Here is a 14,390-nt window from a genome sequence, read left to right as displayed (position 1 = left end):
ATCTGCGCCGGCACAGCGGACACGGTGGGGCAAAACCGCATCGCCCTCCCCTTGCGGGGTGGGGCTCCGGCGCGCACGGCCGTCGGCGGCATCTGTCGAATTCCTGGGCTTATCACCATAAAGACGCGCCCCGTTCAAGCCTGACGGGCGCCCGCCCCGCCTCACGTCTCGCCGCGAGACGCGCCAGTCAGCTCGATCGGAAGCGGTTGGCGGCCTCGAGCGCGGCCTTCTGGGCGGCCGGGTCGAGCCCGCGGAAGAAGTCGTCGAGCGTCGGGTCGGTGTTCTCCACGCGCTTGGCGAGGACCGCCCATTTGGCGGCGGCCACCGCGTCCGGCGCGGTGCCGATGCCGTCCTTGTAGAGATGGGCGATGCGGTTGATGGCGATCGGATTGCCGAGTTCGGCCGCCCGGCGCAGGAACAGGAACCCGTCCTTCGGGCGCGCCTCGCCGCCCTTGCCGTTGATGAGCCAGATCCCGTACTCGATCTGCGCGGTCTCGTGACCGTTGATGGAGGCCGCGCGCAGCCAGCCGCGCGCCTTGGCAAGGTCCGCCGCGCCCCCGCGCCCGTAGATGAAGAGCTGGGCCATGGCGTATTGCGCGTCCGAGACGCCCGCCTCGGCGGCGCGCTGGAAATAGGTCCGCGCCTCCTCGAAGCCGCTGGCCGGGGACGCCTGGATGAGCATCTGCGCGAAATTGTACTCGGCGAGCGGCAGGCCGGCATCGGCCGCCGCCTTCATCAGGTCGCGCGCCTTGGCCACGTCCTGGCCGACGGCCGTGCCGTCGAGGAGCATCATGGCGTAGCGGAACTGCCCCTCGGCGCTGCCCGAGGCGGCCGCCGCCTCGTACCAGTGCGCCGCCTTCGACAGGTCCTGCGGCATGCCGAGGCCGCGCGAATAGATCTCGCCCAGAAGCGTCTGCGCGGCGGGGTCGCCGAGATTGGCGAGCGGCTCGGCGAGGCGCTCGGCGGTGATGTAGAAGCCGCGCTGGAAGGCCCCGTAGGCGAGATCGCTCCCCGTCGGCGCCTTGGCGGGCGCCTTGGCCGCGTCTTCGGCGGCGGCCGAGGGCACCGGCAGGACCGGACCCTTGACGCCGTCCTTCAGGACCTCGGCGGGCAGATCGGCGCTTGGCCCTGCGGCGAGGGCCGGGAGGGCCGAGAGGAGACCGAGGGCGGCCGCAAGGGCGGCGCCCGCGCGGGCCGCCCGGCTCACGCCGCGGTCCTCGCCGCGTCCGCGTCGAAGGCGGCGTTGGCGGCGGCGACGCGCTCGGCCGGGTCGGCGCCCTCCTCGAAGACGGCGGCCGAGAGCGCGATGAACTCGGCGCCCGTCTCGATGGCCAGGGGCAGGCTCTCCAGAGAGCGCCCGCCGAGCACGATGCAGGGAATCTCCACGATGGTCGCCCACCATTGCGCCATGGCCAGATCCTTGCGGTGCGGCTCGTCGGCGACGTCGGCGGCGAGGCGGCCGAAGAGGATGTAGTCGGGCAGCTTCTCGCCCGCCTCCAGCGCGTCGTGGCGCGTCTCGAAGCCCGAACCGCCGACGATGAGCTTGGGCGCATAGCGCTCGACGCTCTCGGCGAGCGCCTCGATGTCGCCGCCCGTCAGATGCAGCCCGTCGGCCCGGACGCGGCCGGCGCAGCGGGAATCGTCGACGACGATCGCCGCCGCCCCCGCCTCCTGCACGATCGGCACGAGCGTCTCGGCCAGATCCTGGAAGGCGGCGTCCTCGCGGCCGGCGCGGTCGATGAGGACCGAGGCGACGTCGCCGCCCGACAGCGCCGCGCGCAGCCGCTCGGCGGCGTCCCCGTCGGCGAGCGGCGTCGTCACGAGCACGAGCCGGGGGCGGATGTAGTCTTCGGGAATGGGGGCCATTGCGGCGGGGGCCTTGATCGTTCGGGGCGGCGACGTGCCGGCGTTTCGAACCTGCATAGCCCATCGCGCGGGCGCTGTGGAACAGGCGTCGGCGCGCCGGGCGTCGGCGATGCGGGGTAGCGGTGCTTTGCGGCGGGTTTCGGACCGCTCGCCCCTTCCCCGTCCGCGCTCTGGCAGAGGCTTTCGCGATCGCTTATGGGACGAGCGGACGGCCGGCACCGGGGAGGGCAGCATGGGCATCTACGACGAGCATCTCGACCGCAACGCGGCGAACTACCAGCCGCTGACGCCGCTGACGCATCTGGAGCGCGCCGCCGCCGTCTTCCCCGACCATGTCGCGGTGATCCACGGCGCGCAGCGCCTGACCTATGCCGCCTTCTACCGCCGCTCGCGGGCGCTCGCCTCGGCGCTTTCGGCGCACGGCGTGGCGCGCGGCGAGACGGTGGCGGTCATGCTGTCCAACACGCCCGCCATGCTGGAGGCCCATCACGGCGTGCCGATGCTGGGCGCGGTGCTCCTCTCGATCAACACCCGGCTCGACGCGGAGATCATCGCCTTCCAGCTGCGCCACTCGGAGGCGAAGGTCGTCATCGTCGACCGCGAGTTCTCCGCCGTGATGGCACAGGCGCTGGACAAGCTCGGCGCGCGCCTCCTCGTCGTCGATTACGACGACCCGGAATTTCCGCTGGACGCGCCGGCCGCCAAGGGTGCGCGCATCGGCACGCTCGACTACGAGGCGCTCGTTTCCTCCGGCGATCCCGACTTCGCCTGGACCATGCCGCGGGACGAGTGGGACGCGATCTCGCTGAACTACACGTCGGGCACGACGGGCAACCCGAAGGGCGTCGTCTACCACCATCGCGGCGCCGCGCTGATGGGATACGCCAATGTCGTCGCCGCGCAGATGGGCCGCCACCCGGTCTATCTCTGGACGCTGCCGATGTTCCACTGCAACGGCTGGTGCTTCCCCTGGACGCTCTCGGTGCAGGCGGGCACGCATGTGTGCCTGCGCTGGGTGCGCGCCAAGGCCATGTACGACGCGATCGCCGACCACGGGGTGACGCATCTGTGCGGCGCGCCGATCGTGATGGCCACGCTCGTCAACGCGCCGGAGGCCGAGAAGCGCCCCTTCACGCAGACCGTCACCTTCAACACCGCCGCCGCCCCGCCGCCGCAGTCCGTGCTCGCCGGCATGCGCGAGGCCGGCTTCGAGGTGACCCATCTCTACGGGCTGACGGAGACCTACGGTCCGGCCGTCGTCAACGAGTGGAAGGCGGCGTGGAACGCGCTGGAGCCGGCCGCGCGCGCCGCCCAGACGGCGCGCCAGGGCGTGCGCTACACCGCGCTCGAGGCCCTTTCGGTGCGCGATCCCAAGACGATGGAGAGCGTGCCGGCCGACGGCGAGACGATCGGCGAGGTGATGTTCCGCGGCAATATCGTGATGCGCGGCTATCTGAAGAACCCGGAGGCGAGCGCGGAGGCCTTCGCCGGCGGCTGGTTCCACTCCGGCGATCTCGGCGTGCTGCACGAGGACGGCTATATCGAGCTGAAGGACCGCGCCAAGGACATCATCATCTCCGGCGGCGAGAACATCTCGTCCATCGAGGTGGAGAACGCGCTCTACGAGCACCCGGCCGTGGCCTCGGCCGCCGTCGTCGCCAAGCCGGACGAGAAATGGGGCGAGACGCCGCTCGCCTTCGTGGAGCTGAAGCCCGGCCGCACGGCGAGCGAGGCGGAGCTGATGGAGCATTGCCGCACGAAGCTGGCGCGCTTCAAATGCCCCAAGGAGATCCGCTTCTCGGAGATCCCGAAGACCTCGACGGGCAAGATCCAGAAATACGTCCTGCGCAAGATGGCGGGCTGAAGCGAAGCGGGGCCGGCCGTTCGCGGCCGGGCGGGGCGCTGCGGCGGGCGGGTCGGCGAGACGGCCATCCCGGCCCCCTCGGCTCGGCCCGGCGCGACGCGCGGGGCCTGCGGTCTCGAACCGGACGCGGCGGTACACCGCGCCCGGGCATGCCAGTCTACGCCACGATTAGTTACGCGATGTTCTCAGACGCTCGATCTCTTCCTTCAGATGCAGCTTCTTCAGCTTCATCTCCTTCAGCTCGATGTCGGACATGGCCGGCTTAGACGCCAGCGCAGCCGAAATCTCCTGATCCAGCACCGTGTGACGCTGCTCCAGGACGGCGAGATGGTTATCCAAGGACATGGCTTCTCCCTTCATGGTTTCGTCACGGAAGCCTCACGGAAACCGTGACATGGGCCCGTCGAGCGTGTCACAAAACCGTCGGACTGTCGAACGGCAAAAGCTTGGCGTATCGCCGGACGGGCGGCTTTGCTAAGCTTCGCGCGCGACGTGCGGCCGGCCCTGCGGCGGACGCGATTCGCCGATCCAGTCCGATGCGCGGGAGACAGTGCGACACGATGCGAATGGCGGATCAGGAACAGGCGGAGCTTCGCCTCCAGCTCGCGCGGCTCAGGCAGGAACATGCCGATTTCGACATGGCCGTGAACGCGATGGAGGCGACCGGCTGCGATCGGCTCGCGGTGCAGCGCATGAAGAAGAAGAAGCTCGCCATCAAGGACCGCCTCCAGGACGTGGAGGACAAGCTCATCCCGGACATCATCGCGTGAGCGCGGCGAAGACCCGCCCGCCCGTCGCCATCATCATGGGCAGCCAGTCGGACTGGCCGGTGATGCGCCATGCGGCCGAGACGCTCGACAGGCTCGCCATCGCCCACGAGGCGCGCATCGTCTCGGCCCATCGCACGCCCGAGCGCCTGTTCGACTTCGCCCGCGGCGCCAAGGCCGAAGGGTTCAAGATCGTGATCGCGGGCGCGGGCGGCGCGGCCCATCTGCCGGGCATGGCCGCCTCCCTCACCCCGCTTCCCGTCTTCGGCGTGCCGGTGGAATCGAAGGCCCTGTCGGGCAAGGACAGCCTCCTGTCCATCGTGCAGATGCCCGCCGGCATTCCCGTCGGCACGCTGGCGATCGGGCGCGCCGGCGCCGTCAACGCCGCGCTCCTGGCGGCGGCTGTGCTCGCGCTCGGCGACGAGGCGCTCGCCGAACGGCTCGACGCCTATCGCGCCGCGCAGACCGACAGCGTCGCCCTCACCCCGGTCGACGAGGCCTGAGCCGCCCCATGCTCGCATCCGATTCGACGATCGGCATCCTGGGCGGCGGCCAGCTCGCGCGCATGCTCGCCATGGCCGCCGCGCGCCTCGGCTATCGCACCATCGTGCTCGATCCCGACGCCGCCTGCCCGGCCGCGCAGGTCGCCAACGACTGCATCGTCGCCGCCTATGACGACGCGGCCGCGCTCGCCGCGCTCTTCGCCCGGGCCGATGTCGTGACCTACGAGTTCGAGAACGTGCCGGTCGAGCCCGTGCGCGCCGCGGCCAGGGCCGACGCCCCGCTCTACCCACCTGCCGAGGCGCTGGAGGTCGCGCAGGACCGCGTGGTGGAGAAGGCCTTCCTCAACGGGATCGGGGTCGAGACCGCGCTCTGGCGCGCGGTGGACCGCGTGGAGGAGATCGGCCACGCGCTCGTCGATCTCGACGGCGACTGCATCCTGAAGACGCGCCGTTTCGGCTACGACGGCAAGGGTCAGGCGACGATCCGGCGCGAGGGCCCGTTCGAGGGCGCCTTCGAGAGCCTCGGCTCCGTGCCCTCCATCCTCGAGAAGAAGGTGCCCTTCGCCTTCGAATGTTCGGTGGTGGCCGCGCGCGGCACCGACGGCACGGTGCGCTGCTTCGACCCGGCGGAGAACATGCACTCGCTCGGCATCCTGCGCCGCTCCTGCGTGCCCGGCCGGATCGACGCCGACACGCGCCGGCAGGTCTTTTCGGTGACGACGACCATCCTCGAACGCCTCGCCTATGTCGGCGTCGTCGGGGTCGAGTTCTTCGTGCTGGAGACGGGCGCCGTCATCGTCAACGAGATCGCGCCGCGCGTGCACAATTCCGGCCACTGGACCGAGGCGGCCTGCGCCGTCTCGCAGTTCGAGCAGCATGTGCGCGCCGTCGTCGGAGCCCCGCTCGGCGATCCGCGCCGCCACAGCGACGCCTCGATGGAGAACCTCATCGGCTCGGAGATCTCGCGGGTCCAGGCGCTCCTGTCCGAACCCGAGACCGTCCTCCACCTCTACGGCAAGGCCGAGGCCCGGCCGGGCCGCAAGATGGGCCATTTCACCCGCCTCTCCAGGCACGGCTGACATCGGCGCGCGCGAGACGTCAGCGCAGGAGCGACCGCCCGGCGGCGGCGATGACGGCGGCCGTCACCGACCGCAGCGCCGGCTCCACGATCCGCGACACGTGCCAGTGGAGCGCGACGTCGAGCGGGCGGCCGGGCACGAGCTCGACGAGGCGCCCGCGCGCCAGATCCTCCGCCACGAGGCAGTGCGGATTCATCCCCCAGCCGAGGCCGGCCCGCGCGCCATCCAGAAAGGCGCGGCTCGAGGGCAGGCGATGGCAGGGCACCGGCGGCGCGGCGCCGACGATCGTCTCCATCCAGCGCGCCTGCAATTCGTCCTTGGCATCGAAGCGCAGCGAGGGCGCGCGGCCGAGCGTCTGGGCGCTCACGCCATCGGCGAACCAGCGGGCGAGGAAGGCGGGGCTCGCGGTGGCGCGGTAGCGCAGGGCCCCGAGCGGCCGGCTGGAGCAGCCCTGCACGCCGCCGGCGAGCGCGGAGACGGCCGCGCAGACCTCGCCGCGCCGCAGCCTCTCGGCGCTGTGGTCCTGGTCGTCCAGCACGAGTTCGAACAGAAAGCCCTCGCAGCGCGCCATCGCGTCCACGAACCACGTCGCAAGACTGTCGGCGTTCACCGCGATGCGCAGCATCGCCGCGCTGTCGCCCGGACCGGACAGGCCGAGATCGGCGCCGAGGTCGCGCTCCAGAAGCCCCACGGCCTCGACATGGCGCGCCAGGCGCAGCCCCGCCTCGGTGGCCCGGCAGGGCACGCCGCGCACGATGAGGACGGTGCCGAGCCGCTCCTCCAGAAGCTTGACGCGCTGGGAGACCGCCGAGGGCGTGATGCCGAGGGCGGCCGCCGCCCTCTCGAAACTGCCGGCCGAGAGCACGGCGGCGACCGCCGCCAGATGGGCGTAGTCCAGCATGGATCAGTTTTTCTTAATCGAGCTCAAGATTATGAATTTCACTAAGGCCGCCTCCCTCCGCTAGTCAACGACGCCCGACGAACCGGAGATCGCCCCATGACCGACGCCGCCCTGTCCGGCTTTCTCCTCGGCCTCGGCCTTATCGTCGCCATCGGCGCGCAGAACGCCTTCGTCCTGCGGCAGGGTCTGGCGGGGCGGCACGTCTTCGCCGTCTGCCTCACCTGCGCGGTCTGCGACGCGGTGCTGATCGCCTTCGGCGTGGCCGGCCTCGGCGTGGCGACCGCCGCCCTGCCGGCGCTCGAACCCGTCTTGCGCTACGGCGGCGCGGCCTTTCTCGTCGCCTATGCGCTGCGCAGCGCGCGCGCGGCCTGGCGCGGCGGCGCCAGCCTCGCCGCGACGGGGGCGACGCCGCCAAGCCTTCGCGCCACGCTCCTGTCCTGTCTCGCCTTCACCCTTCTCAACCCGCATGTCTATCTCGACACGGTGCTCCTCGTCGGGTCCGTCGCGCGCCAGTATCCGGGGCGCGAGACGGCCTTCGCCCTCGGCGCGATGGCGGCGTCCTTCGCCTTCTTCTTCTCGCTCGGCTACGGCGCGCGCTTCCTGCGCCCGCTCTTCGGAAGGCCTGCCGCCTGGCGCGTGCTCGACGGCGCGATCGCGCTCGTGATGGCGGCGATCGCGCTGCGGCTCCTCACCGGCGGATGAAATTTGCTGCACTGCACAAGAAACCTCTGGCGGCGGGCGCGATCGGCGCTAGACTGATCGCATGCTCGACCTTGAGACGCCCTCCCCCGCCCCGGAAACGACCGCCGAACCGGGTGCTTCCGCGCCCGCCGACCGCCGCTACCGGACCCTGCGCCAGGCCTTCCGCTGGGACCTGCCGGAGCGCTACAACATCGCGGCGGCCTGCGCCGACGCCTATGCGGCGGTGCAGCCCGAACGCCTCTGCCTCATCGAGGACCGGGGCGCCGAGCCATCGCTCTCCATGACCTACGGCACGCTGGCGCAGCGCTCGCGCGATCTGGCGGCGGGTCTGGCGCGGCGCGGCGCGACGCGCGGCAGCCGCGTGGCGATCGTGCTTCCGCAGAGCTTCGAGGCGGCCATCGCCCATCTCGCGGTCTATCGTCTGGGCGCCGTCGCCGTGCCGCTCGCGCTGCGCTTCGGCCCCGACGCGCTCGGCTTCCGCCTCGCCCGCTCGGGCGCCGCCCTCGTCGTCACCGACGCGGAGGGCCTTGCCACTCTCTCGGCCGTCTCGACCCCGCTGCCGGCGCTGACGGGCATCGTCGCGGTGGACGGGGCGGGTGCGGGCATCGAGGCCTTCGAGGCGGTGGAGCGCGACGGCCGCGGCCGCGAGGCGCCCATGGCCGAGACCTCGCCCGACGATCCGGCCCTCCTCATCTTCACCTCCGGCACGACTGGCCCGCCGAAGGGCGCGCTGCACGGGCACCGGGTCCTCCTCGGCCACCTGCCGGGCCTGCGCTTCCACCACGAGGACTTTCCGCAGGCGCGCGACCGGCTGTGGACGCCGTCCGACTGGGCCTGGGCCGGCGGCCTCCTCAACGCGCTCCTGCCCTCGCTGGCGCTCGGCGTGCCCGTGGTCTTCACGCGGGCCCGCTTCGAGGCGGGCGCGGCCTTCGAGCTGATGGCGCGGCAGAAGGTGCGCAACGCCTTCCTGCCGGCGACGGCGCTGCGCATGCTGAAGGGCGCGGCGAATCCGGAGGCGCTCGCCGCGATCGACCTGCGCACCGTCGGCTCGGCCGGCGAGACGCTGCCGGCGGCCACGCAGACCTGGGCGAGCGAGGCGCTGCGCGCCAGCGTCAACGAGTTCTACGGCCAGACCGAATGCAACATGGTGCTCGGCTCCTCGGCCGCCTATGGCGTGTCGCGGCCCGGCTGGACGGGGCGGGCTGTGCCCGGCCACGAGGTCGCCATCGTCTCGCCGGACGGGGACGTGCTGCCCCCTGGCGAGACCGGCACGATCGCGATCCGGCGCCCCGACCCCGTGATGTTCCTCGGCTATCTCGACGATCCGCAGGCCAGCGCCGACAAGTTCCGCGGCGACTGGCTGATGACCGGCGACCAGGCCGTGATGAACGCCGAGGGCGACGTGCGGTTCGTCGGGCGCGATGACGATCTCATCACCTCCGCCGGCTACCGCATCGGCCCCGGCGAGGTGGAAGACTGCCTGATGGCCCACCCGGCCGTGCAGCTCGCCGCCGTCGTCGGCAAGCCCGACCCGGTGCGCACCGAGATCGTGAAGGCCTATGTCGTCCCCATGGAGGGCACGATTGCCGACGCGGCGCTGGCGGAAAACCTCAAGCGCTTCGTGCGCGAGCGGCTCTCGGCGCACGAATATCCGCGCGAGATCGCGTTCCTGGACGCCCTGCCCTTGACGACCTCGGGCAAGATCGTGCGGCGGACGTTGCGCGAAGAGGCCCGGCGCGAGGCCGAGGACGCGGCGCTCCGCTAGAGAGGAAGCAGCGCCCGAAGGCGCTTGCGGGCGAGGCGCCAGAGATTGGCGCGCCGCCGGCGGCGCACCAGCAGCCGGCCGATCGCCTCGACATCGGCCTCGCGGCCCGGCCGCAGGCCGACGACGACGGTGGCGATGCGCACCCGGTCCTTCCAGAAGCGGTTCATGACGAAATGGTCGGGCGCCGCGCAGGAATCCACCCGCTGGATCGAGGGATCGGCGAGGAAGACGCGCGTCGCCTCCGCCATGACCTGCTGTCCGGGCGAGGCGAAGGCGAAGTCCTCGTCGTAGGCCGTCTTCCAGGCGAAGGCCTCGCAGCCCTCGATGAAGGTGACGAGGCTGGCGGCGGGCCTCGTGCCGACGCGCAAGGTGAAGATGCGCACGCCGCCGCGCTCGGCGAGCCCGTGCACGGCCTCGCGCGCGAAGGCGGCGCGGTAGCGGTCGTCGGTCAGGGCCGAGCGCTGGCGCCCCTTCCAGCCGCTCGCCTCCAGCATCAGGAAGTCTTCCAGCGCGAGGCGCACGGCGGCGGGCTCGCGCGCCACCTCCACCGACACCGCGCCGAAGGCCGAGAGGCGGCGCCACTGACGCCGCAGCTCGCGGCGCCGGCGCGACGAGAGCGCGCCCTTCACGGCCTCCCCGCCGGCATCGGCGATGAGCGCGGCGCGGTCGAAGGCGTTGACGACCGCCACCGGCAGGCCGGCCTCGCGTGCGACCGTCAGCAGCGTCTGCGCCATCGGCCCGTCGATGCGAAGGTCCGGCAGGACGAGATGGGGGGCGAGCGAGAGGTCGGGGTCGGCGAGCGTCGCCAGGAAGTCCTTCAGCGTCCCCGCCGGATCGTCGCCGTCGATGGGCAGCGTGCCGAGGGGCCCGAACGGATGCGACCAGGCCCGCAGCATGGAGAGGCGGCCGAACGGGCCGGCGCCCTCCACCGAATAGGGCATGAGAAGGCGCAGCCGGCTGCGGCCCCGCGCCTCGTCGCGCAGGACGAGAAGGCGCACGCGCCGTTCGTCGAGCCGGGGCATGGCCGGCACCAGGAATTGCGGGGCGAAGAAGACGTTGCGGTCGATCGAGCGCGCGGAGAGATGCGTCAGCTCCTCGACGAGGTCGAAGGCCGCCATGGGCGCGTAGACGGAGAAGCGCCGCGCCTGCGCGCCATGCGTCGTGCTGACCTCCAGCTCGGCGCTGTCGACGGAGCGGCGCAGCGTTTCGGCGAGGATCGACGGCGCGACCAGCGCGCCCGCCTCGATCGTCTCGTCCCTGCTGCGCCAAGCCGTCATCGTCGCTCTTTCCGGAGCGGCTCCGCGAGTGCCGGACGGCAGCCCCGAAAGATCCGCGCTTCGGGACGAAGGATTAGCAAGGGACCCTTTAAGAAGCGGCGAAGGCAGGGGGGCGACGGACGCGCGAGGCGTTCACCTCGGCGCGAGCGCCCTCGACTTCCGTCGACAGCGTCAACGAAGCGTCATGGCGTGGCGGTGAATTGGCGCCGTCTCAGCCGGAAAAGCCGCCCTCGGCGAGGAAGGCGGCTTCCTCCGGCGTCGTCTCGCGCCCGAGCACCGCGTTGCGATGGGGAAAGCGGCCGAACCTTGCGACGATGTCGCGATGCTCCTCCGCGAAGGACAGGTTCTCCTCGCCGATCTCGCGCATCCAGGCGACGCAGGACTCCTGGTCGACCGCGTCCTCCGAATGCATGAGCGGCATGGCCAGGAACTGGTTCACGTCCTCGCCGACCGTCGTGGCATCCCCCCGCTCCAGCGCCGCCTTGGCGATGGACAGGGCCTTCCCGTCCGTCGCGAAGGCCTGCGGACTGCCGCGGAAGAGATTGCGCGGGAACTGGTCGAGCAGGAGGACGAGCGCCAGCGCGCCGGTCGGCTCCTCGGCCCAGTCGTCGAGGTCCCCGGCGGCGGCGCGCTCGTAGAGGTCCCCGAAGCGCTGGCGGATCGTCTCGTCGAACTCCGAGTCCTTCACGAACCAGCGCTCCGGCCCGGCTTCGCGCCAGAAGTCGACGATGGTCTGCGGGTCGATGGAGAAGGGGCTCATGGACGGTCCGATACGCTCTCGATGAAACCGGCCGCGATGTCGCGGGCCGCGTGCGTTGCAGCACAGGCAGGTCCCAAGATAGGAAGGACCGGCCCGGACCGGAAGCGTAGCCAGTGAACGAAATCGACCTTCGCGGGCTGAAATGCCCCCTGCCCGCCCTGAAGACGCGCAAGCGGCTCCTGGGGCTCGCGCCGGGCGAGCAGCTGGTCGTCCTCGCCGACGATCCGCTCGCCGGTCTCGACATCCCCCATCTGTGTGCGAGCGAGGGCCACCGCCTTCTCTCCAGCGAGAGGACGGGCGCGGCCTTTCGCTTCGCCATCGAGCGCGGCGATCAGCCGAAGGAGTAGCCGGGCACCGCGAGCGGGTTGTCGGAAAGCGCGCGCCGGTCCGGCGCGTCCGGCGCGATGCCGCCGGTGAAGGCGGCGAAGAGGTCGCGCACCACGCGCTCGTCGAGCCCCTCGCCGATGAGGACGAGGCGCGTTCGGCGGGCGCTGCCGGCCGGCCAGGCCGGCAGGCGCACGGGCGGATGCAGGTAGCCGCGCACGCCGTGCAGGGCGAGCGGGCGCTCGGGCGCCTCGCGGCAATGGACGATCGCCTTCATGCGCAGGATGCGCGCGCCGTGCAGGGCGCCCAGAAGATCGAGAAAGGCGGCGATGTCACCGGCCTCGACCGGCTCGTCGCGCACCAGCGCCATCGAGGCGACGTCGCCATGGGCGTGGGGGTGATGGTCGTGATCGTGATGGTCGTGGCCGGCCTCGGCGCAGGCGTCGCAGCCCTTCGCGGTATCCTCGCCCATCCAGCGGGCGATGTCGGCCGTCCGGCTGCGGCGGTCGACGAGGCCGCAATCGAGGATCTGCGGGGCGAGCGGCGCCGCGCCGGGCTCGAGAAGCGCGGCGGCCGGGTTCAGCGCCGCCACGGCCCGGCGCAGGGCCCGCGCGGCCTGCGGCGACGCGAGGTCCGTCTTGGTGAGGAGGATGCGATCGGCCACCGCCACCTGCCGGCGCGCCTCGACGCGCTGGTCGAGATTGTCGGCGCCCGCCAGCGCGTCCACCACCGTCAAGACCCCGTCGAGCGCATAGGCGTCGCGCAGCGCCGGATGGGCCATCAGCGCGGCGAGGATCGGGGCGGGATCGGCAAGGCCCGTCGTCTCGACCACGACGCGCGCCAGCGGCCGGCTCCCGGCGGCCTCGGCGAGCTCGAGCAGCGTGTCCACGAGTTCGCCGCGCACCGTGCAGCAGAGGCAGCCGTCGGAAAGCTCCACGACGCCCTCGCGGGCCTGCGCCTCCACCAGGAGATGGTCGATGCCGACCGCGCCGAACTCGTTGACGACGACGGCGGTGTCGGTGAGCCCCGGCTCGCGCAGGAGGCGGTTGAGGACCGTCGTCTTGCCGGCGCCGAGGAAGCCCGTCAGCAGCGTCAGCGCGATGGGGCCGCGAGCCGCGCCGCTCATCGCACCGCCTCGTCCGCGGCGCCCTCGCGCGCGGCGATGTCGGCCAGGGCGTCGCGCGCCGCCCCGTCTCCCGTCGCCTCCTCCGGCGTGAAGCCGAGCCGGGCGGACTTCTGCGCCGTGCGGGGCGAGCCGTCCCGGGCCGGGCGCGGGGGGACGTTCTGCGCGCCCTCGCCGAGCGCGCGCCGGGCGGCGGGCGTCGCCGGCGCGTCGACGGCCGGCGGAGCGGTCTCGGGCGATTCCCCGTTCGAAGCGCCCGGCGCGGTCGCCACCGGCCCGGTCGGCACCGGATCGCCTTCCAGCGGCGCGCCCTCGACGGCGGCCGTCTCGGGCACGGCCGGGGCCGGCAGGCCGAGATCGGCGGGGCGGGGCGTCGGGATCGGAATGCCGTAGGCGGCGATCACGGTCACGCCGGGCTCCACCAGCGCGTTGCCGGCCGCGCCCCCGAGCGCCACGGGCACGGCGACGGGCGGGCGCTTGAGATCGTGCAGGAAGGGCGAGCCGAAGGTCTCCTCGCGGGCCGTCTCCTCCTGCCGCTCGTTGGCGCGGGCCGTGCGCCCCTGCGAGGAGCAGATCGTCTCGGAAATGTCGATCGGCGCCCCGGCCGAGCGCGGCAGGGCGGTGACGAGCGTGGAGACGGTGGCGGGATCGGTCTTGAAACCGGCCTCCAGGATGGCGGCCGATTCGCGCTCGCGGGTGATCGGCCCGTCGGCGCCCAGCACCACGGCGACGATCGTGCGCCCGCCCCGCGTGGCCGAGGAGACGAGGTTGAAGCCGGAGGCGCAGATATAGCCGGTCTTCATGCCGTCCGCGCCGTCGTAGCGGCCGAGGAGCTTGTTGCCGTTCTCCATCGTGGCCGCGCCGGTGCGGATCGCCTCGGTGCCGAAATAGTCGGTGAAGGCGGGATGGTCGCGGCGGATGGCGAGGCCGAGGATGGCCAGATCCTTGGCGCTCGAATACTGGCCCTCGCCCGGCAGGCCGTTGGCGTTGACGAAATGCGTGTCGGCCATGCCGAGCGAGGCGGCGGTGGCGTTCATCTCGGCGACGAAGGCCTCGATCGAACCGTTGCCGAGCGTCTGGCCGATGGCGAAGGCGATGTCGTTGGCGCTCTTGACGAGCATCATGCGCAGCGCGACGTCGAGCCGCACGACCGAGCCCGGCTTGAAGCCCATCTTGCTCGGCGGCTCGGCGGCGGCCCTTCGCGTGACGATCACCGGCGTGTCGAGCGCGGCGCGGCCGTCCTTCAGCGCCTTCAGCGCGACATAGGCGGTCATCAGCTTGGTGGTGGAGGCGGGGTAGCGGCGCTCCGTCGCGTTGTCCTGCGCGAGCACCTTGCCGGTCGCGACATCCACCGCGATGGAGCTTTCCGCGCGGGCCGCACCGTTCAGGCACAGCACGAGGCCGAGCCCGAAGGCGGCAAGGCGCGGACAAGTGAAAACGGACGTCTTCACGCTGGATT

The 14,390-nt window shown here is 72.1% G+C and carries 15 protein-coding genes; 7 read left to right on the top strand and 8 right to left on the bottom strand.

Annotated features, from left to right (window positions below; translation table 11 throughout):
* Window positions 1–187: 187 nt before the first annotated feature.
* Together ASG48_RS01265 and ASG48_RS01260 are read right to left on the bottom strand one after the other, a co-directional pair.
* On the bottom strand, window positions 188–1,207 hold the full coding sequence (locus ASG48_RS01265) for a tetratricopeptide repeat protein (protein WP_055844061.1): 1,020 nt from the start codon (window positions 1,205–1,207) through the stop codon (window positions 188–190).
* A complete protein-coding gene (locus ASG48_RS01260; protein ID WP_055844059.1) occupies window positions 1,204–1,866 on the bottom strand; it encodes a thiamine phosphate synthase in 663 nt (220 codons plus the stop codon). Before ASG48_RS01260 ends, ASG48_RS01265 begins: the two co-directional genes overlap by 4 nt.
* 232 nt (window positions 1,867–2,098) lie before the next feature.
* Between ASG48_RS01260 and ASG48_RS01255 the strand changes: the two genes are divergently transcribed.
* The gene (locus tag ASG48_RS01255) at window positions 2,099–3,730 is read left to right on the top strand and encodes an acyl-CoA synthetase (protein ID WP_055844057.1); all 1,632 of its coding nucleotides are present in this window, start codon (window positions 2,099–2,101) and stop codon (window positions 3,728–3,730) included.
* Between the two features lie 168 nt (window positions 3,731–3,898).
* Here ASG48_RS01255 and ASG48_RS17775 read toward each other — a convergent pair whose 3' ends face one another.
* Complete coding sequence (locus ASG48_RS17775; protein ID WP_082529156.1) at window positions 3,899–4,075, bottom strand: YdcH family protein; 177 nt, start codon at window positions 4,073–4,075, stop codon at window positions 3,899–3,901.
* 221 nt (window positions 4,076–4,296) lie between these two features.
* On the opposite strand from ASG48_RS17775, the gene ASG48_RS01250 reads away from it, so the two are divergent.
* The 3 genes from ASG48_RS01250 to ASG48_RS01240 are packed head-to-tail and all read left to right on the top strand — an operon-like array spanning window position 4,297 to window position 6,079.
* Window positions 4,297–4,500, top strand: coding sequence for a YdcH family protein (locus ASG48_RS01250; protein WP_055844055.1), 204 nt, complete (start codon window positions 4,297–4,299; stop codon window positions 4,498–4,500).
* A gap of 35 nt (window positions 4,501–4,535) precedes the next feature.
* A complete protein-coding gene (gene purE / locus ASG48_RS01245; RefSeq protein WP_055845317.1) occupies window positions 4,536–5,000 on the top strand; it encodes a 5-(carboxyamino)imidazole ribonucleotide mutase in 465 nt (154 codons plus the stop codon).
* An 8-nt stretch (window positions 5,001–5,008) separates the two neighbouring features.
* On the top strand, window positions 5,009–6,079 hold the full coding sequence (locus tag ASG48_RS01240) for a 5-(carboxyamino)imidazole ribonucleotide synthase (protein WP_055844054.1): 1,071 nt from the start codon (window positions 5,009–5,011) through the stop codon (window positions 6,077–6,079).
* Between the two features lie 19 nt (window positions 6,080–6,098).
* On the opposite strand, the gene ASG48_RS01235 is transcribed toward ASG48_RS01240, so the two are convergent.
* The gene (locus ASG48_RS01235) at window positions 6,099–6,980 is read right to left on the bottom strand and encodes a LysR family transcriptional regulator ArgP (RefSeq protein ID WP_055844052.1); all 882 of its coding nucleotides are present in this window, start codon (window positions 6,978–6,980) and stop codon (window positions 6,099–6,101) included.
* Window positions 6,981–7,076: 96 nt separating this feature from the next.
* Here ASG48_RS01235 and ASG48_RS01230 point away from each other — a divergent pair, with 96 nt between their 5' ends.
* Both ASG48_RS01230 and ASG48_RS01225 read left to right on the top strand, forming a co-directional pair.
* Entirely contained in the window at window positions 7,077–7,682 is a 606-nt protein-coding gene (locus ASG48_RS01230) for a LysE/ArgO family amino acid transporter (RefSeq protein WP_055844050.1), read from the top strand.
* A gap of 61 nt (window positions 7,683–7,743) precedes the next feature.
* On the top strand, window positions 7,744–9,447 hold the full coding sequence (locus ASG48_RS01225) for an AMP-binding protein (protein WP_082529155.1): 1,704 nt from the start codon (window positions 7,744–7,746) through the stop codon (window positions 9,445–9,447).
* Here ASG48_RS01225 and ASG48_RS01220 read toward each other — a convergent pair.
* Together ASG48_RS01220 and ASG48_RS01215 are read right to left on the bottom strand one after the other, a co-directional pair.
* On the bottom strand, window positions 9,444–10,724 hold the full coding sequence (locus ASG48_RS01220) for a GNAT family N-acetyltransferase (protein WP_055844048.1): 1,281 nt from the start codon (window positions 10,722–10,724) through the stop codon (window positions 9,444–9,446). The two genes, ASG48_RS01225 and ASG48_RS01220, sit on opposite strands and share 4 nt — an antisense overlap.
* A gap of 211 nt (window positions 10,725–10,935) precedes the next feature.
* Window positions 10,936–11,484, bottom strand: coding sequence for a DUF924 family protein (locus ASG48_RS01215; RefSeq protein WP_055844047.1), 549 nt, complete (start codon window positions 11,482–11,484; stop codon window positions 10,936–10,938).
* A 113-nt stretch (window positions 11,485–11,597) separates the two neighbouring features.
* On the opposite strand from ASG48_RS01215, the gene ASG48_RS01210 reads away from it, so the two are divergent.
* Window positions 11,598–11,831: a sulfurtransferase TusA family protein gene (locus ASG48_RS01210; protein WP_055844045.1), complete on the top strand. Its 234-nt coding sequence runs from the start codon at window positions 11,598–11,600 to the stop codon at window positions 11,829–11,831.
* Here ASG48_RS01210 and ASG48_RS01205 read toward each other — a convergent pair.
* Both ASG48_RS01205 and ASG48_RS01200 read right to left on the bottom strand, forming a co-directional pair.
* Complete coding sequence (locus tag ASG48_RS01205) at window positions 11,816–12,934, bottom strand: GTP-binding protein (protein ID WP_055844042.1); 1,119 nt, start codon at window positions 12,932–12,934, stop codon at window positions 11,816–11,818. The two genes, ASG48_RS01210 and ASG48_RS01205, sit on opposite strands and share 16 nt — an antisense overlap.
* Window positions 12,931–14,382, bottom strand: a complete 1,452-nt coding sequence (locus ASG48_RS01200) for a serine hydrolase (RefSeq protein ID WP_244486680.1) — start codon at window positions 14,380–14,382, stop codon at window positions 12,931–12,933. Before ASG48_RS01200 ends, ASG48_RS01205 begins: the two co-directional genes overlap by 4 nt.
* Window positions 14,383–14,390: the final 8 nt, after the last annotated feature.

The sequence above is a fragment of the Aurantimonas sp. Leaf443 genome (assembly GCF_001425575.1).
GTDB lineage: Bacteria > Pseudomonadota > Alphaproteobacteria > Rhizobiales > Rhizobiaceae > Leaf443.
This window is presented reverse-complemented; position numbering and strand designations above follow the sequence as displayed.

Coding starts and splice junctions, on each gene's coding strand:
- ASG48_RS01260 (WP_055844059.1), bottom strand. CDS start 1,866: ATGGCCCCCATTCCCGAAGACTACATCCGCCCCCGGCTCGTGCTCGTG.
- ASG48_RS01255 (WP_055844057.1), top strand. CDS start 2,099: ATGGGCATCTACGACGAGCATCTCGACCGCAACGCGGCGAACTACCAG.
- ASG48_RS17775 (WP_082529156.1), bottom strand. CDS start 4,075: ATGTCCTTGGATAACCATCTCGCCGTCCTGGAGCAGCGTCACACGGTG.
- ASG48_RS01250 (WP_055844055.1), top strand. CDS start 4,297: ATGGCGGATCAGGAACAGGCGGAGCTTCGCCTCCAGCTCGCGCGGCTC.
- purE (WP_055845317.1), top strand. CDS start 4,536: ATGGGCAGCCAGTCGGACTGGCCGGTGATGCGCCATGCGGCCGAGACG.
- ASG48_RS01240 (WP_055844054.1), top strand. CDS start 5,009: ATGCTCGCATCCGATTCGACGATCGGCATCCTGGGCGGCGGCCAGCTC.
- ASG48_RS01235 (WP_055844052.1), bottom strand. CDS start 6,980: ATGCTGGACTACGCCCATCTGGCGGCGGTCGCCGCCGTGCTCTCGGCC.
- ASG48_RS01230 (WP_055844050.1), top strand. CDS start 7,077: ATGACCGACGCCGCCCTGTCCGGCTTTCTCCTCGGCCTCGGCCTTATC.
- ASG48_RS01225 (WP_082529155.1), top strand. CDS start 7,744: ATGCTCGACCTTGAGACGCCCTCCCCCGCCCCGGAAACGACCGCCGAA.
- ASG48_RS01220 (WP_055844048.1), bottom strand. CDS start 10,724: ATGACGGCTTGGCGCAGCAGGGACGAGACGATCGAGGCGGGCGCGCTG.
- ASG48_RS01215 (WP_055844047.1), bottom strand. CDS start 11,484: ATGAGCCCCTTCTCCATCGACCCGCAGACCATCGTCGACTTCTGGCGC.
- ASG48_RS01205 (WP_055844042.1), bottom strand. CDS start 12,934: ATGAGCGGCGCGGCTCGCGGCCCCATCGCGCTGACGCTGCTGACGGGC.